This window comes from Streptomyces sp. PA03-3a, from assembly GCF_033792735.1.
Lineage (GTDB): Bacteria > Actinomycetota > Actinomycetes > Streptomycetales > Streptomycetaceae > Actinacidiphila.
In genome coordinates, this window is the sequence record NZ_JARAVM010000052.1 from 20214 (window position 1) to 40784 (window position 20571).

Here is a 20571-nt window from a genome sequence, read left to right on the forward strand (position 1 = left end):
CCTCCTCCGGACCGCAATATGGCCGGTCGTCTCCTGCCTGTCAAAAATACACCCGGCAGGGCACGCCCCACCGGGTCAGGCCGCGGCGTCCAGCACGACCCGGAAGCGGGACTTTCCGGACATCATGCGCGCGTAGGCCTCGGGCGCCTGCGACAGGGGCATCGTCTCGATCATCGGACGGACACCGGAGCGCGAGCTGAACTCGAGGTTGTCCTCGTTCTCGATCGCGGAACCGGTCAGGCTGCCGCTGATGGTGCGCGAGGCGAGGATCAGGTCGGGCGTGGCCACGGAGAGCGGGTCCATGGAGACGCCGACCACGACCATGTGCCCACGCGGGGCGAGCCCGGGGACCAGCGGCGTCATCGACGTGCCGCTCGACGCCGTGGCGACGATGGCGTCCGCGCCGCCCAGCTTGCGGAGCTCGGCTCCCGGGTCCTGCGCGGCGCTGTCGATGTAGTGGCTCGCGCCGAGTTCGAGGGCGAGCCGCTCCTTCTCGGGGCCGCGGGCGATGGCCGCGACACGGTAGCCGAGCCGGGTGGCGTACTGGAGGCCCAGGTGGCCGAGGCCGCCGATGCCCTGGATCGCCACGAGCCCGCCGGGGCGGACGTCCAGCCGGCTCAGGGCGCTGAAGGTCGTGAGGCCGGCGCAGAGCAGCGGGGCGGCGAGGGCGGGGGAGAGCGCGTCCGGCACGCGGACCAGGCCGCTGCTGCGGGCGATCATCATCTCGGCGTAACCGCCGTCGGTGGTGGTGCCGGTCTGGGGCTGGTCGGTGCAGTTGACGAAGTCTCCGCGGCGGCAGGAGGTGCACTCGCCGCAGTGTCCGTTGAGGAAGCCCACGCCGACACGGTCGCCGACCCGCCAGGTGGTCACGCCCTCGCCGACCGCGTCGATGACGCCGACGACCTCGTGGCCCGGGACGATCGGCTGCGACGGGTCGGCCCGCATGCCCTCCACGGCGAGCGCGTCGGAGTGGCAGACGCCGCAGTTCTCCACCCTCAGCCGGACGTGCCCGGCGGGTGGGGCGACGATCTCGCGGGTGACGAGCTCGAAGTTGCGGGCGCCTGTGACCTCGAATGCGCGGTACGTGGACATGGTTCTCCTCGACGGTTCGGCTGGTTGGGGGTGGCCGGGCGAGGCGCCACAGCGGCGGCGCCGGCCGCGGCGCAGGCCGCACGCGTCGCGCCGGAGCGACGGGTGGACCTGCGCCGGAAGTCCAATATGACCGGTCGTCTCAAATGCGTCAAGCGCCGCCCGGCGTGCCCGGCCGGGCCTGGACAAGAGGGCGCCGGCCCGCCCGACGGTGGTCGGGGCGGGCCGGCGAGGCGCAGGGGGCGGGGCGGTCAGACGACCTGGGCGAAGCAGGCGACGCTCACGGCCGCCGCGAGCACCATCAGGGACGCCGCCAGAAGGGGCTTGGGGACACGCACGGGAAAACCTCCGTCTCCACGGCCGGTGGGACCGGCGCGATTCACAGGCAGTAGCGGACGAGCCACTCGTCGGCGCTGTACACGCGCCGGGCCGGGTCGGGTGCCGTGGCCGGGGTCTCCTGGACCATCTGGTCGGGCCGTATGCGCTCCGGCAGCTTGCCGAACCGGGTCCTGCGCGCCGTCGCGGCGGCATCGGGCGTCTTGTGTTGCGTGGGCGGCATCGCGTCGTCTCCTCCGCGGGCGGGTGTCGTTCCCGTCGACGATGTCTCCCCGGCTGTCACCTGTCAAGGGAGTGATTCGTCTCATGTGCAGTGGGGATGGCTGATGACCGGAGTGGTGGTGTCACCTGTTTGACAGGTGACGAAAGGCTCTGTCACAGTCGTTTCCACATCTGGAGAGGTGGGGGAATCGGGCCGTGCTCGGCCCGGGACGTGCGAGAAAGGCCGCTCGTGACCGAGACGAACCACATCGCGGTCGTCACCGCCGCCGGAGAGCGCCGCGACGGCCGGGCGACCGGTCCGGAGCAGCCGGAGCATCCGGAGGATTCGGCGGCCGGGGGACCGGCCGCGCGCTCCCCGGACGTGGTGAAGACCACGGCCACCCGGCGCGAGGTGCGGGCGCAGGGCACGGCCGCCCACCGATCCGCCCCCGCTCCACGGTGCTCGCCGTCCCGGTGACCGCCGGGGCCACCGCCGTCTGAGGCCGTGCCCGCCGCCGCCCGTGGAGGCGGCACCGTCAGTCCGCGTCGTGCCGGGGCCCAGGCTCCCGGCGCCCGCCGTTCCCCCCGGGGCTGTTCGTGAGAGCCCCGTCCGGAGGTCGTCTTGCTCACCCTGCTGCTCATCGGGCTGGTCGGTGGATTCGTCACCGCCGTCTCCCCGTGCGTGCTCCCCGTCCTGCCCCTGGTCTTCCTCTCGGGCGGGGTCCCTGCGTCCCGGCAGGGGGCGGAACCGGCGCGCAGGAGCCGGCCGTACGCGGTGATGGCCGGACTGGTCGTCAGCTTCAGCCTCATCACGCTGTTCGGCACCCTTGTGCTGGGCGCCCTGCCGGTGCCGCCGGACATCCTGCGGTGGGTGGGACTCGGCGTGCTGCTCCTGCTGGGCGTGGCCATGATGTTCCCGGCCGTGCAGGACCTGCTGGAGCGCCCGTTCGCCCGGATCGGGCAGCGGCGCGTCGGGGGCGGCCGGGGCGGGTTCCTGCTGGGACTCGTCCTCGGGACGGTGTACGTGCCCTGCGCCGGTCCTGTGCTCGCCGCGATCGCCGTCGCCGGCGCCACCCACCGGATCGGCCCGGGGACGGTCGTGCTCGCCGTCGCCTTCGCGGTCGGCACCGCGATTCCGCTGCTCTTCTTCGCGCTGGCCGGCCGGAGGGTGGGCGAGCGGGTGCGCGCGTTCCGCGAGCGGCAGCGCGGGGTGCGGTTCGCCGCGGGACTGACCTTCGTCGTCCTCGCCTTCGGCCTCACCTTCAACCTCACCGACGTCGTGCAGCGAGCCGTCCCCGACTACACCTCCCGCGTCAACGACGCGATCGCCGGCCCCGGTCTCCCCGGCGGGCACGGCGCCTCCGGCTCGCGGGAGTTGCGCTCCTGCGCGGAGGAGACCGAGGCCGTCCTCCTGGACTGCGGCGCGGCGCCGGAGATCTCGGGGATCCAGCAGTGGCTGAACACGCCGGGGGACGCGCCGCTGACGAAGGGGTCACTGGCCGGCAAGGTCGTCCTCGTCGACTTCTGGGCCTACTCCTGCATCAACTGCCAGCGCGCCATCGAGCACGTCGGCGCCTGGTACGAGAACTACCGGTCCGACGGCCTCGTCGTCATCGGTGTGCACACCCCCGAGTACGCCTTCGAGCGCGTCCCCGGGAACGTCGCGGCGGGCGCCCGGCGGCTCGGCGTCGACTACCCGGTGGCGCTGGACAACGACTACGCGACCTGGGACAACTTCGGCAACCAGGCCTGGCCCACCCAGTACCTGATCGACGCCCGCGGCACGGTCCGGCACGTCGCCGTCGGCGAGGGCGGCTACGGCGGCACCGAGTCCCTGATCCGGCGACTGCTCACCGACGCCCGCCCCGGCGCCGCACTGCCGCCGCCCACGGACGTCCCCGACGACACCCCGACCGACCAGCGGCAGACCCCGGAGATCCCGCTGGGGGCGGGCCGCAGTGCCGCCGTGGTGAACGGACCCGTGACCACCGGCACCGGTGAGTTCGCCCGCCCGGAGGAACTCCTTCCCGGCCAGGCCGCCCTGACCGGGACCTGGCAGGCCGGCGCGGAAGCGGTCACCAGCGGGCGGAACGCCGGGATCACGCTGGACTTCTTCGCCCGCGACGTCTACCTCGACGTCGGTGGCACCGGAACGGTCACCGCGACCCTGGACGGGCGGACCACCACCCTCCCCGTCTCCGGCGCCCCCGGCATCCACCGTGTGGTGAGCGGCGGTTCGTCCCGCCAGGGCGTCCTGACGCTGAAGCTCTCGCCAGGGCTCAGCGCCTACTCCTTCACCTTCGGCTGACCGCACGGCCGCCGGCCTGCCGTACCGCCACCGCCCCCGGCCGTGACACGGCCGGGGGCGGTGGCACGCCGCCGGCGGACGGCCGGTGCGGCCCCGCGCGAGAGTGGTTCGTGCGCGGCGCGCACACAGCGGATCGGGGCGGAGGGGGAGCACGGCACCATCGACGGTGCCGTGCTCCCCCTCCGCCCCGATCCGGTCCCGGTCACGATGCCCGGGTCGTTGGCGGCCCGGCTCAGAAGGAGTCGACGTCGACGACGGCCGCCGCGAACGCCTCCGGTGCCTCCTGGGGCACGTTGTGGCCGATGCCCTTCAGCGTCCGGTGGGCGTACCGGCCCGAGAACTTGGCGCGGTAGGCGGCCCCCTCCCCAGCCGGGGTGAACGGATCGTCCCCGCCGTCGAGGGTGATGGTGGGCACCGCGATCATCGGGCCCGCGGCGAGCCGCCGCTCCAGGCGGTCGTAGCGCGGATCGCCCTTCGCGAGGCCGAGCCGCCAGCGGTAGTTGTGGAGCACGATGGCGACGTAGTCCGGGTTCTCGAACGACGCCGCGGTGCGGCGGAAGGTGGCGTCGTCGAACTCCCACGTGGGGGAGTTGAACTCCCAGACCAGGCGGGCGAGGTCGTGCCGGTTCTCCTCCAGGCCGAGGCGGCCCCGCTCGGTGGCGAAGTAGTACTGGTACCACCACGCCCACTCCGCCTTCGGCGGCAGCGGCTGCTTGTTCACGTCCCGGTTGGTGATCAGGTAGCCGGTGACGGAGACCAGGGCCTTGCAGCGCTCCGGCCAGACGGCGGCGATGATGTCGGCGGTCCTCGACCCCCAGTCGTAGCCGGCCAGCACGGCCTTCTCGATCCGCAGGGCGTTCATCAGGGCGATGACATCGAGCGCCACCACCGACTGCTGGGCGTTGCGGAAGGCGCGGGGCGACAGGAAGCGCGTCGTGCCGTGGCCGCGCAGGTGCGGGACGATGACGCGGTAGCCCTCGGCCGCCAGCAGGGGTGCGACGTCGACGTAGCTGTGGATGTCGTACGGCCAGCCGTGCAGGAGTATCACCACGGGGCCGTCGGCGGGGCCGGACTCGGCGTAACCGATGTCGAGGACGCCCGCTTCCACCTGCTTGAGGGCGCCGAGGGAGGTGTACGTACCCCGGACCGGAGCCGTTCCTCGGGCGTCCGGCCCCGGCCCGTGCGCCGTCGCCGCCGAAGCGGGCTGTGACGCGAGGCCCGACAGCCCCGCGAGCGACGCCGCGGCCGCGCCCGCGCCGAAGACCTTGCCGAAGCTCCGCCTGTCGATCATTCCCAACCTTCTTTCATGTTCCGGGGGTTCTCCCGTCGGCAACCCTTGCACGCGCATGCGTCACCGGTCAAGGTGGTGACGATCGTGAGGCCGGTCGCCGAGTCGCCCCCGGGCGGGGGAGGGGTGGCCGGCCGGGCGGCGGAAGGGGGTGGCAGGATGACGTCCGGTCGTGTCCCGCGTGTGCCGCCCGTGCGGCCGCCGTCGCGGACCGGCCCCCGCGGGCCCCGCGCGGCAGCGTCGCCGGCGGACGGCCCACCACGCGGCTGCCGCGTCCGCATCGCGGTGGCACGCGTCCTCGTCGCTACCGCTGGAGTTCCGCCATGTCCCACCGCACCGGCCTGATCCTCGACTTCGGCGGTGTCCTCACCACGCCCCTGCTGCCCGCCGTGCTCGCCTTCGAGCGGCGCGAGGGGCTCGCCGAGGGCGCCTGCATCACGGCGCTCTACCTCGACGAGGAGGGCACCCGGCGCACCCACGACCTCGAACGCGGCGCGATCTCCCAGGAGCAGTGGAACGCCGCGGCGGCCCGCAGCCTCGGTGTTGCGCCGGACAACCTGATGGGCCGGATCTTCGCCGACCTGCGGCCCGAGCGGGCCCTGATCGACGCCGCGGCCGCCGCCCGGCGCGCCGGGGTGCGCGTGGGGATCCTGTCCAACTCCGTCGGCTTCGCGCCGTGGGACCTCTACGAGGGCTACGACCTGGAGGGTTCGTACGACGCGGTGGTCATCTCCGAGCACCACGGGATGCGCAAGCCGGAGCCCGCCATCTTCGAACTGGCGCTGAAGGAGCTCGGTCTGCCCGCTGAGGCCTGCGTGTTCGTGGACGACACCGAGCAGTACCTCGCGCCGGCGGCCGAGTTGGGGCTCGCCGGCGTCCACGCCAAGGACACCGAGGGGACGATCGCCCAGCTGGAGGTCCTGCTCGGTGTCGCTCTGAGCTGACGGCCGGAGAGGGCGGGCCGGCGTGCGCGGCCCGCCCGCAGGCGTCCGGGATCAGATCCCGGACGCGAGCCGCCGCAGGATCCGCTCCGCGGGCTCCTCGGTGGCGTGACGGTGGCCGGTGCCGGCCCACAGATGGATCCGCTCCTGGTCGCCCGCGGCGGCGGCCGCCCTGCGCATCGGGCCGGTCAGATGGTGCAGGGCCGGGTAGCCGGCCGGTGCCGCGCCGGTGTGGCGGTCGGTGAACTCGTTGCGCAGCGCCCTCGCCGGGCGTCCCGTGAACGCCCGGGTCACCACCGTCGCGGTGCGTGCGGGGTCGGCCAGCGCCGCCCTGTGCGGCGTGGAGGTGCCGGCCTCGTCGGCGCGCATCAGGACGGTGCCGACCATGACCGCGTCGGCTCCGGCGCGCAGCGCACCGGCCACGGCCGCGGGGGTCGCCAGGCCGCCGGCGGCGACGAGCGGCAGGGGGACGGCCGCGCGCACCTGGCCGAGCAGGTCCTCCAGGGGGACGGCCGCCGGTGTGTGCTGCGGGGTGAGGGTGCCGGAGTGCCCGCCCGCGGCGGACGCCTGGACCGCCAGCGCGTCGGCGCCGGACTCCGCGGCCGCCCGGGCCTCCGCGGCCGAGGTGACGGTCTGGACGACCAGGCTGCCCGCGGCGCGCAGCGCGGAGACGACCGAGGCCTCCGGGATGCCGAAGGTGAAGCTCACCACCGGCACCGGGTCGGAGAGCAGCAGGGCGACCTTGTCCGCCCAGTGGTCGTCGTCCTCGACGGCCTCCGCGGTCGCAGTGTCGATGCCGTGGATCCCGGCGTCGGGCGCGATGGCACGGGCGTAGCGCCGGAAGGCACCGGGGTCGACCGGGACGGGATTGGGCGCGAAGAGGTTGACACCGAAGGGCACCCCCGCGGACCGGACGGCGGCGATCTGCTCGGCCAGCGCCGCGGTGGTGCGGTACCCGCCGGGCACGAAGCCAAGACCACCGGCCCGGGCGGCGGCGGTGACCAGTGCGGGCGTGGTGGGACCGCCGGCCATCGGCGCGGCGAGGACCGGGGTGTCCACCCCGAGTGCGAGCAGTGGCGAGACCATGATGTGAGTGTTCCTCCTGCGGGGCGGCGACGCTCGTTCGCGGGGCGGGCAGGGTCGGGCGGTGTCGGCGGGGCTTGTCGCCGGCGCCACCGGACGGCCCTGTTTGCCAGTATACGACCGTCCAACTATTTTTATTTGACCGGTCGACTATCATCGGTCGTCCTCGGTCCGGTCGCCCTCCGCACGCGGGCGGGCGCCGCCCTTCCTACCGTTGAGCACAGAGGAGAACCGACATGAGCCTTGATCCGACGGACACGACGAACGGACCCATGCGTGAGGTGGTGTCCCGCTGGAAGGCCGCCTTCGACGGCCACCGGCCGGACGAGATGGCCGCGTTGTTCACCGCCGACGCCCTTTTCCAGGGCTTCGGGCCCGAGGTCACGGCGGGCCGGGACGCGGTGCGCGCCTACTACGAGGCCGTGACCGAGGACCGCTGGGCGGACGTGGGGAGGATCCAGGGCTACCGCATCGGCGACGACGTGGCCGGCGGCTTCGCCGACGTCGTCTTCCGGGGCGCGGAGGGCTGGACGGCCCCCGTGCATCTCTCGCTGGTCCTGCGGCGCGAGGGCGACGGCTGGCTGATCCGCGCCTACCACGTCTCCCGGATCGTCACCGACCACTGAGACCGGACGTCACCCGCCGTGCGGGCGGGGCCCGTTGCGAGGTTGCGCCTTCCAGCAGGGAGGCAACCGGTCGTGGCGCCGCCCCGGCCCGCGGGCGCAGGGTGGGGGCAGGCGGGACCGGCACCACGTCACCGGCCCGGCCGTGCGCCCCGCAGAACGTTCCGGCCGTTTTCCAGGTTCTAGGAGAGGCAACACCGTGAAGGAGTTCCTGGTCGAGCTGACCACCACCGTTCCCGAGGGCACCGACCCGGCCGAGGTCGACCGGCGTCGCGCGGCCGAGGCCGTCCGGGCCGGGGAACTGGCCGCCGCCGGGCACCTCGTCCGGCTGTGGCGCCCGGTGGGCGAACTGCGCAGCATCGGGCTGTGGCGCGCCGACGACGAGGCCGGGCTGTACGAGAAGGTCCTCGGCACGCTGCCGCTGTGGCCGTGGATGTCCGCGGTCGTCACCGCGCTGCAGTCGCACCCCAACGACCCGGGGAAGGCGGACGCCGGCGTCTGACCGCGCACGCCCCGCCGCACACGGCACCCCCACGGCTCCCCGCCGACCTGACACGGTCCCCGCGGGGGGCCGTGGTCCGTCCCGACCCGGAACGCGCCCATCGAGGAAGATGTCATGAGCGATTCAATCCAGCGCCCGTCCGCCGCACCCGGCGGCCTCCCGGGCTCGCCCTGGGGCCACGTACTGCGGGCCGCGGCCGCGCTGGCGGCGGCGATGGGGGTCGGGCGCTTCGTCTACACCCCGATCCTCCCCCTGATGCACGCTCAGGCGCGACTGACCGCCGGGGCCGGCGCGCACCTGGCCACCGCGAACTACGTCGGCTACCTCGTCGGCGCGCTGGCCGGGACCTTCCTCCCCCGGCTGACGCGCTCCGCCGCCGTCCTGCGCGGTTCGCTGCTGCTGCTCGTCGTGAGCCTCGCCGCCATGCCGCTCACCCGTACGACCGCGGTGTGGCTGGTGCTGCGACTGGTCGCGGGCGCGGTGAGCGCGACGGTCTTCGTCATCGCCGTCAGCGCGCTCCTCGGACGGCTGCGCGAGCACCCCGCGCACCTGCCCGGCTGGGGCTTCGGCGGGATCGGTGCCGGGATCGCCCTGTCCGGCCTGCTCGTCCTCGTGCTGCGCGGTTTCGCGGACTGGCGGGCCACGTGGTGGGCGTCCGCCGCCCTCGCCGCACTGCTGTCGGTGCCGGCGTGGACGATGCGTACGGAATCCGCGCCGGCGACCGCGGCCCCCGCGGCCGCGCCGGCTGCCCGGGGGCGGGCGCGTACGGCGCCGCGCACACACCGCTGGTTCGGCGCCCTGTTCGCCTCGTACACGCTGGAAGGCGTCGGCTACATCATCGCCGGCACCTTCCTGGTCGCCGCGATCGACCAGGGCTCACCCGGCCGGCTCGGCACCGGCGCCTGGGTGCTGGCCGGAGTGGCGGCCGTTCCCTCCGCCGCGCTGTGGGCGGGGCTGGGGCGGCGCTGGTCGCGCCCGGACGTACTGCTCGCGGCGCTGGTCGTGCAGGCCGCCGGGATCGCCCTGCCCGCTCTGGTCGAGGGGCCGGCCGCGGCACTGGTCTCGGCGTTCCTCTTCGGCGCCACCTTCATCGGCGTGAGCACGGTCGCCCTGGCGGCCGGGACGCATCTGCGGTTCCCGCGCGCGGTCGCCCTGCTGACCGCCGGGTACTCGGTGGGGCAGATCCTCGGCCCGCTGGCCGTGGAGCCCCTGCTGAGGCACGGCTACCGGCAGGCCCTGGTCCTGGCGGCGCTCGTCGTCCTGGCCGCCGCCGCGGCGGCGTTCGTGCTGCGTGTCGGGTTCCCGCACCGCATGGACCCGGCCGGTGTCCGGGAAGCGGTGCCGGGTGGGGGCACCCCCGCCCGCATACCGGGTCTTTGACATTTCTAGACCGGTCGTCTACTTTTAAGTGACCGGTCGTCTAGTGCCGGATCCCCATGTCACCCCCCGGAGAAGGAACACCATGAGCGTTCAGGGTCAGAAGGTCGCGGTCGTCACGGGTGCCTCGCAGGGCATCGGCGCCGGAGTCGTGGAGGGCTACCGCAAGCTCGGCTACGCCGTCGTCGCCACCTCGCGGAACATCGGCGAGTCGGCGGACCCGGGAGTGGTGACGGTCCGGGGGGACATCGCCGAATGGGAGACGGCCGAGCGTGTGATCGCCACGGCGGTGGAGCGCTTCGGCCGGGTGGACACGCTGGTCAACAACGCCGGCGTCTTCGTCGCCAAGCCGTTCACGGAGTACACCGAGGAGGAGTACCGCAGCGTGCTCGGCATCAACGTGGACGGCTTCTTCCGGATCACGCAGCTCGCGGTGGAGCGCATGCTCCAGCAGGGCGGCGGGCACGTGGTCCAGATCTCCAGCAGCCTCGGTGACCAGGCGGACGCGAAGATCACGTCGGTGCTGGCCTCGCTGACGAAGGGCGGCCTGCAGGCGGCGACCCGTGCGCTGGCGACCGAGTACGCGACCCAGGGGATCCGTGCGAACGCGGTGGCGCTGGGCACCATCAAGACCCCGATGCACCCGGTGGAGACGCACGAGTGGCTGGCCGCGCTCCACCCGGTCGGGCGTATGGGCGAGGTGGGTGACATCGTCGACGCGGTGCTCTACCTGGAGAACGCCCCGTTCGTGACCGGCGTGACCCTTCCCGTGGACGGCGGCCAGACCGCCGGCCGCTGACCGGCCCGGTCGGTCGCTGGCCGAGTGCGCGGCGAAGGCCCCGGACGGAGACGTCCGGGGCCTTCGCCGTGTCGGGTGCCGTGCCACGTGCCCCGTCAGGTGCCGGGAGTGGCGCTCGGGGGTTCGGAGAGGGCGGACTTGGCGCGCCGGGTCTCCTCGTCGGCGAGGACCTCCGGCCGGTCGTGGAGGAGCGCGTCCATGGTCAGCTCGGCCACCGTCGCGGAGCTGATCTTCGGGGCGTCGGTCCAGGCGCTGAGCTCGGTGTCCACGAAGCTCGCGTGGACGCCCACCACCAGCGTCCCCTGCGGGTGCAGTGCCTGCCGGAGGGCGTCGGTCAGCGACCACTCCGCCGCCTTGGAGGCCGCGTACCCGGGGATCAGGGGCTGGCCGACCCAGGAGGCCAGCGAGAGCATGTTCACCAGCGCCCCGCCCCCGTTCGCGGCGAGGACCGGGGCGAAGGCGCGGGAAACGGCCCAGGTGCCGAAGAAGTTGACCTCCATCGCCTGGCGCGCGCCGTCGAAGGGGCCGTCCAGCAGGTGGGTGCCGGCGCCGCCCGTGCCCGCGTTGTTGATCACGATGCTGGCGTCGGCGGCCGCGGCGGCCGCCGCGGCGATCTCCTCGGGCTTGGTGACGTCCAGGCGCAGGGGGACGAGGCAGTCGTCCACCAGGCTCTGGTCGACGAGGCTCTCCGGATCCCGGACGCCCGCGTAGACCCTGGACGCGCCGTGGGTGATGAGCGCGCGCGCGAAGGCGCGGCCGATGCCGCGATTCGCGCCCGTCACCAGGGCGACCGACCCCTTGATGTGCATCGTGCCTCCTTGCTGCGGGCGTGCGCTGCCCGGACGGCGCCGTGCGGTCGCCGGCGGCCCGGGCGGTGCGGCAGCCCTCGGGGCAGGCGCGGACCGGCCTGCGGGGCCAGGCTAACAGCTGACTTTAAGTGTGAAAGTCAGATGGTCCGGCCGGTGGGCCACATGTCCTCGGCCCACTCGGCGAGCCTCCGCAGGGCCCGCTCGGAGGCGGTCGCGGACTCCGCGGTGTAGACGCCGAGGATCTGGTCCCGGTCGCCGGTGACGGCCAGCGCCTCGTACTGCAGGGTGAGTTCACCGACCACCGGATGGTGGAAGTGCTTGACCCCGTATGTGCGGCGCCTGATGTCGTGGTCGTCCCACCACGCCCGGAAGTCGGCGTCGTGGGCGGACAGTTCGCCGACGAGTTCGGCGAGCCGGGAGTCGTGGGGGTGCTTGCCGGCGTAGAGGCGGAGCGCGGCGACGGAGGTGCGCGCCACGCCCTCCCAGTCGTCGTAGAGGGTGCGTGCGGCCTCGTCCAGGAAGATGAAGCGGGCCATGTTCCGCTCCCGCTGGGGGAGCGCGTCGAAGTCGGTGTAGAGCGCGCGGGCGAGCCGGTTGGCCGCCAGGACGTCGGTGCGGCGCCCCACGACCACCGCGGGGACGTCGGTCATCGTCTCCAGGAGGCGGTGCACGGCGGGACGCACCCGCTGCGGCGCCGGCGGACGGGCCGCCGGCCGTTCGGGCCTGGCCAGGGCGAACAGATGGTCCCGTTCGTCGTCGGTCAGGCGCAGGGCGCGGGCGAGGGCCGCGAGGACGGTCCCGGAGGCGTTGACCTGGTGCCCGCGCTCCAGTCGCACGTAGTAGTCGACGCTGACGCCGGCGAGCCGGGCGATCTCCTCACGGCGCAGGCCGGGCACCCGGCGGGCGGTCGGCTCGGGGGCCAGGCCGGCCCGCTCCGGGGAGATCCTCGCGCGGCGTGAGCGCAGGAAGTCCCCCAGAGCGGTGTTCCGGGTGCCGGCCCCGGTCGTGTGCGCGTCCATCTCCTTCACGCTACGACGGCCGCCAGGGAAGAACGCGCCGCAGACGGGTACTGCCGGACCCCCCCGGGGCCGGACCCCCCGGCCGGACCCCCCGGGCCGGGCCCCCGGGGGCCGGATCTTCAGGACCGGGCCGCTTCGTGGTTCTCCCAGGCCTGCTCCAGCGCGCGGGTCAGCATCTGCGCGGACTGCAGCCCGGTCACGCCGTACTTCCGGTCCAGCACGAAGAACGGGACCCCGCCGGCGCCGAGCTCCGCGGCCAGCCGCTCGTCGGCGCGGACCTCACCGGCGTACGCGTCGGGGTCCGCGAGGACGGCGTCCGCCTCCGCCCGGTCAAGTCCCGCCTCGACCGCGAGGTCCAGCTGGGTCTCCCGGTCGTAGACGGAGCGCTCCTCCGCGAAGTTCACCCGGAAGGCGATGTCGAGGAACTCCTGCTGGACGCCCCGCTCCTTGGCCAGGTGCGCCAGACGGTGGACGTCGAAGGTGTTGCCGTACACGCGACCGCCGACCCGGAAGCCCAGGCCTTCGGCGCCGGCCTCGGCGGCGGCGTGCTCCTCCCGGGCGACCTGCTGTTCGCGGGTCCGCCCGTACTGCGCCGCCACGGCGTCGATGATCGGTGTCGAGCCGTTCCGGGCGTCCGGGTTGAGCTCGAACGAGCGGTGCACCACCTCGACGCTCTCCCGGTGCCCGAAGCCGGCGAGGGCCCGCTCGAAGCGTGCCCGGCCGACGTAGCACCAGGGGCAGGCGATGTCGGTCCAGATCTCGACGCGCATGTTTGAGGATCTTCCTGTTCGTGGGTTCGGTGGGGGTGCGGGGGCGGCGCCGCGCGGCCCCCGGTGACGGGGGGTGGGGCCGCGCGGCGCCGCTGCCGGTGGGGTGCCGGTACGGGTCAGGCGGCCTTGAGCTGCGCGGCGACCCGGACGACCCGCTCGGCCTGGACGCGGGCCGCGGTGCGGGTGACCTCGTCCACGGGGTTGTTGCCCTGGCCGTCCACGTGGGAGGTGCCGTAGGGGTTGCCGTCGATGAACTTGGACGGCTGGGTGAAGCCCGGGGTGACCGTGATCCCGCCGAAGTGGTGGATCGAGGTGTAGAGGGACAGCAGCGTGGCCTCCTGGCCCGCGTGCGAGGTGGCGCTGGAGACGAAGCCGCTGAAGACCTTGTCGATCAGCTTGCCCTCGGCCCACAGCCCGCCCAGCGTGTCGATGAACTGCTTCAGCTGCGCCGAGACGTTGCCGAAGCGGGTGGGGGTGCCGAGGATGACGGCGTCGGCCCACTCGATGTCCTCGGGTGTGGCGTGCGGGACGTGCGCGTTGGCCGCGTGGTGGGCGGCCCAGGCCGGATTGGTGTCGATGGCGGCCTGCGGGGCGAGCTCGGCCGTCTTGACCAGGCGGACCTCGGCGCCGGCCTTGACGGCGGCGTCGTGCAGTTCCTTGGCGATCTCGGTGATGGTGCCGGTCGACGAGTAGTAGACGATGGCGAGCTTGACGGGGGTGGCCACAGGAGGCGCTCCGTTCCTTGGGTTTCGTTGCGAGGGGGGTGAGCGAACCGGAACTAACCGACCGGTCGCCTATTCGAAGCTAGACGACCGGTCGACAACTGTCAAAGGCGTGCGTCCCGACCGGAAGGGCGATCAACAGGTCTCATTGACCGGTCAAGGAGCTAAAGTGGGGTGATGGCCTCCACAAAGCACCAGTCGCAGCCTCTCAGCGCGAGTGAGGAAGCGTTCGTGCGTGCGCTGAGCCGGGTGCTCCTGGAGCTCCCGCGTGCCGTCGACGCCGACATGATCGAGGGGGCCGGGCTGCCGCTCTCCGAGTACACGCCGCTGATGTACCTGTCGGAGACCCCCGGTCGCGGGATGCGGATGAGCGAACTCGCCGCCGTCTGCAGCCTCTCCCTCAGCGGCATGACCCGAGTCGTCATCCGGCTGGAGAAGCACGGCTGGGTGGAACGGGTCAAGTGCGCCGAGGACGGCCGCGGTTGGAACGCCGTGCTGACGGATGCCGGGCTCGAGCGCCTGGAGCAGGCGTGGCCGACGCACCTCGCCAGCGTGCGGCGCCACCTCGTCGACCACTTCGGCGATCAGGACCTCGCCGGGCTGACCCTCGCGCTGCAGCGCGTGGCGAGCGACCAGGGCGACCACGCCTGATCCCGGGCGCCGCGGGCCGGGGTGACCGCCGTCCCCCCTCGACCCCGCGACGCCCGCCGGGCCCGGCCCGGGAGGTACTGCCGGACCCCCCGTCGCACAGGGCCCGCTGCGACCCGTCCGGCCCGTGCTGATCGGTGTTTGCCTGGAGAGCGGACACCCGTTCCCCGCTCCGCGGGACGGGGCGCACAGGAAGGCGGACAGCATGACCGAGCAGGCACTTGTCACCACCCCGTTCGGAGCGCGGACCACCGCGGCGGAGGTCGTCGCCGGCGTGGACCTCACCGGGCGGCGGGCCGTCGTCACCGGCGGCTCCTCCGGCATCGGCGTGGAGACGGCACGCGCCCTCGCCGCCGCGGGCGCCGAGGTCACCCTGGCCGTGCGCGACACCGCCGCCGGGGCGCGGACCGCCGAGGCCATCACCGCCACCACCGGCAACGAGCGGGTCCTGACGACACCCCTCGATCTGTCCGACCGGGCGTCCGTCGCCGCCTTCGTGGGCGCGTGGCAAGGGCCGCTGCACATCCTCGTCGACAACGCGGGCGTCATGGCGTCCCCCGAGACCCGCACCCCCGAGGGGTGGGAGCTGCAGTTCGCCACCAACCACCTCGGCCACTTCGCGCTGACCACCGGCCTGCGCCCCGCGCTCGGGGCCGCCGGTGACGCACGCGTGGTCGTGGTCAGCTCGGTCGGTCACGTCAACGGCGACGTCCTCTTCGACGACGTCAACTTCGAGTCCCGGCCGTACGACGCCTGGGCCGCCTACAGCCAGTCCAAGACCGCCAACGTGCTGTTCGCGGTGGAGGCCGCGGCGCGCTGGGCGCGCGACGGCATCAGCGTCAACGCCCTCAACCCCGGCCGGATCGCCGAGACCAACCTCGCCCGGCACATCGCGTCGGCGCTCGACGCACCCGCGTCCTTCGAGCCGGGCAGGAGCGACGGGGTGTCGGTGAAGAACGTCGAACAGGGTGCCGCCACGTCGGTGCTGCTCGCGGCGTCCCCCCTGGTCGCCGGGGTCACCGGCCGGTACTTCGAGGACTGCGCCGAGGCCGCCCCCCACCGGCCGGGGCTGCGCCGCGGGGTGGCCGCCCACGCCCTGGACCCGCGGAGCGCGGCACGCCTGTGGCGGCTCTCACTCGACATGCTCGCCGCCGCGCCCGCGACCGCCTCCTGACCGGAGCCGTCGGGTCGCCGCCGTGCGGCCGCTGTCCGCGAAAAAGGGGGTGCCGAGGCAGGGCGTACGTCTTGCCCTCTTGTTCGTCACCTGTCAAAATGGTGACATGATGCATGTGTTCAAGTGCGGTCTGCCCGTGCTGGACTTCGTCGGAACCCTGAGGCGCCGCCGCAACCCGGACCCCCAGGAGATGCTCACCACACCGGAGAGCCTCGACGCCTGGTTCCGCGAGTCGGGGCTCGTCGACGGGGACGTGCTCTCGCAGCCGTCCGACGTGGAGCGGGCGGTCTCCCTCCGTGAGGCGATCTTCTCGCTCGTCAGGTCCGCCCTGAACAAGGAGGGTTATGACGCCGACGCGCTCGCGCTCCTCAACGCGACGGCACGCGGGCCGTCCGCCGTCCCGCAGCTCACCAGGGAGGGGCGCAGGGTCGAGGCGACGCCGCAGCAGGCGTTGTCCTCGCTGGCCCGCGAGGCCGTACGGCTCCTGAGCGGCCCGGACGCGGAGCTGGTCAAGGAGTGCAGCAGGCCGGAGTGCACGCAGATCTACCTCGACCGCTCGCACGGCAGCCGCCGCGAGTGGTGCGCCATGGATCCCTGCGGCAACCGCGTGAAGGCGGCGGCTTACCGCGCACGGAAGAAGGCGGCCGCACCTCCCCTGGCCGCGTCCGCCGCGCGGGGCGGGTAGCCGTCCGACGCGCCCGGGTGGCCGGGCCCCGTTCTGCGGGGCCCGGCCACCCGGGCGTGCGTGTGTGCCGCGGGACGCGGATCAGGGCTCCCGTACGTCCTTCGTCGCCGCGCGGTCCTCCGTCAGCCAGTGGGTGTGCCACCGCCTGGCCCAGCCCAGGGACACGTACCCCGTGCGCATCCCGAGGCGGGCCTCGGGGTCCTGGAACGCCTTGCGCATGTGCCCGATCACCACCAGGGCGATCGCCCAGGCCAGGACGTCGTGCACGAAGATGGCGCTGGTGCGGGAGACCGCCGGCAGCAGACCGGTGAACCACATCAGCAGCCCGGTGGCCGTCATGACCAGCACGGCCCCGGCGAGCCAGCCCGCGTAGAGCTTCTGACCGGCGTTGAACTTGCCGGCGGGACGCAGGTCCGGTGCGGTCAGGCGCTTGCGCGCGGCCCGCAGCCAGCGCCTGTCGTACGCCGCGAACCGGTTCAGCCTGCGCAGGTCGGCGCGGAAGGCCGGCGAGACGAGCCCCAGCAGGAGGGGCAGCGGCAGCAGGATCCCCGACCACTCGTGGACCGTCGCGACCAGATGGCGCCGTCCGACCAGCTGGGCCAGCGGCCCCAGGTAGAGGCAGGCCGCGGTCGTCAGGCACAGCAGCATCAGCAGACCGGTGCCGCGGTGCACCCAGCGTTCGGCCCGGGTGAACCGCAGCACGCGCGCCGGGCGCTCAGGCGGCCTGCGCGTCGCCACGCCGGTCGGCCCCGTCGAGCCAGCCGTCGACGTCATAGCCGTACTCCTCCCAGTAGCCGGGGATGACCTCGTCGGTCACGGTGATTCCGGACAGCCACTTGGCCGACTTGTAGAAGTACATCGGCGCGGCGTAGAGCCGGACGGGGCCGCCGTGCTCATGGCTGACGGGCTTGTCCTGCATCTTCAGGGCGACCAGCATGTCGGGGCGGCGGGCCTGGTCGAGGGTCAGGCTCTCGGTGTAGACGCCGTCGAAGCAGGTGAAGTGGATCGCCTTGCCCTCGGGGCGCACCCCCGCGGCGTCCAGCAGGTCGGACAGCAGGACGCCCTCGAAGGGGGTGTCCGCCACCCGCCAGCCGTCGGTGCACAGCACGTCGCGTACGAGCCGCTTCTGCGGGAGCGCGCGGAGGTCGTCGAGCGTGTACGTCCGCGGACGGTCGACCAGGCCGTTGACCTTCAGCCGGTAGGTCCGCGCGTCCTTGCGCGGCACCGAGCCGACGACGCTGTAGTAGCGGAAGCCGCCCGGGTTGGGCAGGACCCCGGTGAGCCCGGTGGGGTCGGCCTGCGAGGCGGCGCCCAGGAAGTTCTCCCAGCCCCGTTGCAGCCAGGGCGCCGCGGCGACGCCGGCGACGCCGGCACCGAGCATGCCGAGCATGGCGCGGCGGGCCACGGGGGCCCCGCGCTCCGGCAGGTTCTCCTGTTCGGCCACGGCCGTCACGCTCCCTTCCGCGAGAGGAACCCGGCGGCCCGCTCGGCGATGCCGTAGACCGTCGCGTTGGTGTTCCCCGAGACGATCGACGGCATCACCGAGGCGTCGGCGACGCGCAGCCCCTCGATGCCGTGGACCCTCAGCTCCTCGTCGACCACGGCGTCCTTGCCGGTGCCGATCCGGCACGTGCCGACGGGGTGGAAGTAGGACGCCAGCCCCTTGTGGAGGTAGGCGGCGAGCGCCGCGTCGTCGTCGGCGTCCGGGCCGGGCAGGACCTCCTCGCCGCGCCAGCCGTCGAGCGCCCTGGCCCGGCCGATCTCGCGGGCCGCGCGGATGCCGGCGGCCATGGCCCGCAGATCCCGCGGGTCGCTGTAGTAGCGCGGGTCGATCAGCGGGGCGGTGTCCGGCGAGGACGAGGCGAGCCGAACCGTGCCGCGGCTGTGCGGGCGCATCAGCGAGGCGCGGATCGTGTACCCCTCGCGCGGCCCCGCGAGCGCCGGCGAATGGCTGGGGACGTCGATGAAGATGATCTGCAGGTCGGGGGCGGTGGCCGAGGGCGTACTGCGGAGCAGGCCCAGGGCCTCGCCGTGGTTGTTCCGAGCGGCGGGGACCGGGCGGGCGGCGGAGTGGACCACGCCGGCCGTCACATGGTCCTGCAGGCCGCTGCCGACGCCGGGCAGGTCGTGGACGACCTCGACGCCGGTCTCCCGCAGGTGCCGCCGGGGGCCGATGCCCGAGAGCATGAGCAGGTGCGGGGTGCCGATGGCGCCGGCCGCGAGGACCACCTCGCGCGTGGCGCGGGCGGTGATCTCCTCTCCCCGGAGGGTGTACGCCACCCCGGTGCAGCGGTCGCCGTCCAGCAGGACGCGGTGGACGAGCGCACCGGTCACCACGCGCAGACCGTCCCGTCCGGACGCGGGGGTGAGGTAGGCGTCGGCCGCGCTCTGGCGCCGGCCGTCGACGATGTTCAGGTCCGGCAGACCGAATCCCTCCTCCAGCCCGGAGCTGATGTCGGCCGCCCTGCGGTGGCCTGCTTCCGCGGCCGCTTCCAGGCAGGCCTCCAGCACCGGGTTCGGCTCGCGGGCGGGGGCCACGGTCAGTGGTCCGTCCTGCCCGCGCGTACGGGGGTCGCGGCCCTCGGCGCGCTCGCTGCGCATGAGATACGGCAGGAGGGCGTCGAAGTCCCAGCCTTTCGCGCCTCCGGCCGCCCACGCGTCGTAGGAACTGCGGTGCCCGCGGGTGAAGACCATGGCGTTGATCGCCGACGAGCCGCCCAGCCCCCGGCCCCGCGCGAGGGCGACGGGCGTCCCGGTGGGTGCCTGCCCGGTCGTGCGGTCGCCCCAGTCGGACGGCGTGCCCAGCAACCGGGGCCACGCGGGGGGAGTCGGCATCGCCTCGGGCACCTCGGGACCGCCGGCCTCCAGCAGCAGGACGCGGGCGCCGCCGTCCTCCGACAGGCGCGCGGCCAGCACACTGCCGGCCGTTCCCGCGCCCACCACGACGTAGTCGTATTCCACAGCCTGGCTCACGCGGCCTCTCCTGTTCCGGCGACGCCACGACCCGCCTCGTCACCCATTGAAGTGGTGATGACCTTCCCACGGCCAAAAGTCACCTGTCAAGGCGGTGATGGATTCCAAGGGGTGGACTCCTGTTCCGTATGTGGGTAATAAATGTCCGGGTTGGGATCGATATGCTCCGCACTTACTTGCATGGTGCATCGCTTCCCTGATCTACTCCTTGACGCAGCAAGCGCAATTGGCCGGGGTCTGCGTCTCTCGTGCGCACGCCCGTCAGGACAAGAAGAGGGATCTTCGTGAGCTTCCACCGTCGGGGCGGTGACGCACCGGGACGTCGTGCGACTGCGATACGCCGGCCGGATTCTTCCGCCGACGCCGCCTGTGCACTTTCTTTCCCTTCGTGTTCCCTTCGCGGGGGCGGGACTTGTGGCGGGCTCTCGGAATTCGGCTGGTGAAGCCCCGTGCCTTTCCCGTTCGCCGTCCCGCCGGCTGCCCGCGTGGGAGTGTCCACGTTCCGGCGGTGGCCGCGTCGGGGCCGGTCGGCGCTGGTGCCGGCCGTCCGGTCCGGCATTGCGCGGCGAACGGGACGGCGTGGCTCGATAGTGACGGCGCCTCAGTTCCGCGGGGTTGTGACGTGAGTAGAATCCGCGAGCCTCTGCCGGACCGACGGCGCGTCACATCGCGCTGCGTTCAGCGGAATTGGCTCCATTCGTTCAAGATTTGGGATTGTTGATGACATCAGATACTTCCACCCGTCGGCATGCCAAGCGACGTAGGACCGGCCTGCTGGCCGCGGCCGGTGCGCTGGTTGTCGCGGGTTCGGTGGCCGTGCCGCTGACGGCGCAGGCCACCGGTGCCGCGCCGGCGGACACCGCCCGGCAGCGCGACTTCGCTGCGGCGGCCGAGGAGTTCCACGTGCCGGAGCAGCTGCTGCTGGCCGTGGCGTACCAGGAGTCGGCGTGGGACGGGCACGCCGGCAGGCACAGCACCACCGGTGGCTTCGGTCCGATGCACCTGACCGATGTGACGGCGGAGATGGTGTCCGGCGGTGACGCCGGAGCGGTCGGCCGTAGCGACATCGCGTCGTTCGTGGCCGACCCGGCGCTGCATACCCTGCAGGCCGCGGCGAAGCTGACAGGTCTGTCGGCGAAGGAACTGCGCGGCGACGCGGCGGCCAACATCCGCGGCGGTGCGGCGCTGCTGGCGTCGTACCAGAAGGCCGCGGGCGGTTCGGTC

The 20571-nt window shown here is 73.5% G+C and carries 22 protein-coding genes; 11 read left to right on the forward strand and 11 right to left on the reverse strand.

All coding sequences use genetic code 11. From position 1 onward, the window contains the following. Positions 1-75: 75 nt before the first annotated feature. Together PV342_RS37350 and PV342_RS37355 are read right to left on the reverse strand one after the other, a co-directional pair. The gene (locus tag PV342_RS37350; RefSeq protein WP_500320586.1) at positions 76-1092 is read right to left on the reverse strand and encodes an alcohol dehydrogenase catalytic domain-containing protein; all 1017 of its coding nucleotides are present in this window, start codon (positions 1090-1092) and stop codon (positions 76-78) included. Positions 1093-1468: 376 nt separating this feature from the next. After that, the gene (locus tag PV342_RS37355; RefSeq protein WP_018558691.1) at positions 1469-1648 is read right to left on the reverse strand and encodes a hypothetical protein; all 180 of its coding nucleotides are present in this window, start codon (positions 1646-1648) and stop codon (positions 1469-1471) included. A gap of 228 nt (positions 1649-1876) precedes the next feature. On the opposite strand from PV342_RS37355, the gene PV342_RS37360 reads away from it, so the two are divergent. Together PV342_RS37360 and PV342_RS37365 are read left to right on the forward strand one after the other, a co-directional pair. Further along, positions 1877-2104 carry a hypothetical protein gene (locus PV342_RS37360; protein ID WP_500320589.1) on the forward strand — a complete coding sequence of 76 codons (228 nt, stop codon included), beginning with the start codon at positions 1877-1879 and terminating at the stop codon, positions 2102-2104. Positions 2105-2248: 144 nt separating this feature from the next. Next, a complete protein-coding gene (locus PV342_RS37365) occupies positions 2249-3934 on the forward strand; it encodes a cytochrome c biogenesis protein DipZ (RefSeq protein WP_400808634.1) in 1686 nt (561 codons plus the stop codon). 232 nt (positions 3935-4166) lie between these two features. On the opposite strand, the gene PV342_RS37370 is transcribed toward PV342_RS37365, so the two are convergent. Further along, positions 4167-5225, reverse strand: coding sequence for an alpha/beta fold hydrolase (locus PV342_RS37370; protein WP_500320592.1), 1059 nt, complete (start codon positions 5223-5225; stop codon positions 4167-4169). 320 nt (positions 5226-5545) lie between these two features. Between PV342_RS37370 and PV342_RS37375 the strand changes: the two genes are divergently transcribed. Further along, positions 5546-6166: an HAD-IA family hydrolase gene (locus PV342_RS37375; RefSeq protein WP_500320593.1), complete on the forward strand. Its 621-nt coding sequence runs from the start codon at positions 5546-5548 to the stop codon at positions 6164-6166. A gap of 51 nt (positions 6167-6217) precedes the next feature. On the opposite strand, the gene PV342_RS37380 is transcribed toward PV342_RS37375, so the two are convergent. After that, on the reverse strand, positions 6218-7249 hold the full coding sequence (locus PV342_RS37380; protein ID WP_500320594.1) for an NAD(P)H-dependent flavin oxidoreductase: 1032 nt from the start codon (positions 7247-7249) through the stop codon (positions 6218-6220). Positions 7250-7482: 233 nt separating this feature from the next. Between PV342_RS37380 and PV342_RS37385 the strand changes: the two genes are divergently transcribed. From PV342_RS37385 to PV342_RS37400, 4 genes are all read left to right on the forward strand, one after another. Continuing rightward, the gene (locus tag PV342_RS37385; protein ID WP_361013097.1) at positions 7483-7872 is read left to right on the forward strand and encodes a YybH family protein; all 390 of its coding nucleotides are present in this window, start codon (positions 7483-7485) and stop codon (positions 7870-7872) included. A 196-nt stretch (positions 7873-8068) separates the two neighbouring features. After that, a complete protein-coding gene (locus PV342_RS37390) occupies positions 8069-8371 on the forward strand; it encodes a muconolactone Delta-isomerase family protein (protein ID WP_354800567.1) in 303 nt (100 codons plus the stop codon). Between the two features lie 114 nt (positions 8372-8485). Beyond that, positions 8486-9751 carry a YbfB/YjiJ family MFS transporter gene (locus tag PV342_RS37395; RefSeq protein WP_500320596.1) on the forward strand — a complete coding sequence of 422 codons (1266 nt, stop codon included), beginning with the start codon at positions 8486-8488 and terminating at the stop codon, positions 9749-9751. A gap of 82 nt (positions 9752-9833) precedes the next feature. Then, positions 9834-10547 (forward strand): SDR family NAD(P)-dependent oxidoreductase, encoded by a 714-nt coding sequence (locus tag PV342_RS37400; protein WP_018558682.1) that lies wholly within the window; start codon positions 9834-9836, stop codon positions 10545-10547. A gap of 95 nt (positions 10548-10642) precedes the next feature. Here PV342_RS37400 and PV342_RS37405 read toward each other — a convergent pair whose 3' ends face one another. From PV342_RS37405 to wrbA, 4 genes are all read right to left on the reverse strand, one after another. After that, complete coding sequence (locus PV342_RS37405) at positions 10643-11356, reverse strand: SDR family oxidoreductase (protein ID WP_500320598.1); 714 nt, start codon at positions 11354-11356, stop codon at positions 10643-10645. Positions 11357-11493: 137 nt separating this feature from the next. Next, positions 11494-12375, reverse strand: coding sequence for an MmyB family transcriptional regulator (locus tag PV342_RS37410; RefSeq protein WP_500320600.1), 882 nt, complete (start codon positions 12373-12375; stop codon positions 11494-11496). Between the two features lie 119 nt (positions 12376-12494). Beyond that, entirely contained in the window at positions 12495-13145 is a 651-nt protein-coding gene (locus PV342_RS37415; RefSeq protein ID WP_392608419.1) for a DsbA family oxidoreductase, read from the reverse strand. A 116-nt stretch (positions 13146-13261) separates the two neighbouring features. Continuing rightward, the gene (gene wrbA, locus PV342_RS37420; RefSeq protein ID WP_354802633.1) at positions 13262-13870 is read right to left on the reverse strand and encodes an NAD(P)H:quinone oxidoreductase; all 609 of its coding nucleotides are present in this window, start codon (positions 13868-13870) and stop codon (positions 13262-13264) included. Positions 13871-14098: 228 nt separating this feature from the next. Here wrbA and PV342_RS37425 point away from each other — a divergent pair, with 228 nt between their 5' ends. From PV342_RS37425 to PV342_RS37435, 3 genes are all read left to right on the forward strand, one after another. Further along, on the forward strand, positions 14099-14518 hold the full coding sequence (locus PV342_RS37425; RefSeq protein ID WP_400808618.1) for a MarR family winged helix-turn-helix transcriptional regulator: 420 nt from the start codon (positions 14099-14101) through the stop codon (positions 14516-14518). A gap of 202 nt (positions 14519-14720) precedes the next feature. Next, complete coding sequence (locus tag PV342_RS37430) at positions 14721-15689, forward strand: SDR family NAD(P)-dependent oxidoreductase (RefSeq protein WP_500320603.1); 969 nt, start codon at positions 14721-14723, stop codon at positions 15687-15689. Between the two features lie 109 nt (positions 15690-15798). After that, positions 15799-16374 carry a CGNR zinc finger domain-containing protein gene (locus tag PV342_RS37435; protein ID WP_386997844.1) on the forward strand — a complete coding sequence of 192 codons (576 nt, stop codon included), beginning with the start codon at positions 15799-15801 and terminating at the stop codon, positions 16372-16374. An 81-nt stretch (positions 16375-16455) separates the two neighbouring features. Here PV342_RS37435 and PV342_RS37440 read toward each other — a convergent pair whose 3' ends face one another. The 3 genes from PV342_RS37440 to PV342_RS37450 are packed head-to-tail and all read right to left on the reverse strand — an operon-like array spanning position 16456 to position 19335. Then, complete coding sequence (locus tag PV342_RS37440) at positions 16456-17148, reverse strand: cytochrome b/b6 domain-containing protein (RefSeq protein ID WP_018558674.1); 693 nt, start codon at positions 17146-17148, stop codon at positions 16456-16458. After that, positions 17090-17764, reverse strand: coding sequence for a molybdopterin-dependent oxidoreductase (locus PV342_RS37445; RefSeq protein ID WP_361013105.1), 675 nt, complete (start codon positions 17762-17764; stop codon positions 17090-17092). The genes PV342_RS37440 and PV342_RS37445 overlap by 59 nt, the downstream gene beginning before the upstream one ends. Before the next feature lie 59 nt (positions 17765-17823). Then, a complete protein-coding gene (locus tag PV342_RS37450; RefSeq protein WP_472975027.1) occupies positions 17824-19335 on the reverse strand; it encodes a GMC family oxidoreductase in 1512 nt (503 codons plus the stop codon). 732 nt (positions 19336-20067) lie between these two features. On the opposite strand from PV342_RS37450, the gene PV342_RS37455 reads away from it, so the two are divergent. Next, positions 20068-20571, forward strand: a 504-nt coding sequence (locus tag PV342_RS37455; protein WP_500320605.1) for a transglycosylase SLT domain-containing protein, incomplete at its 3' end; no start/stop codon positions are given.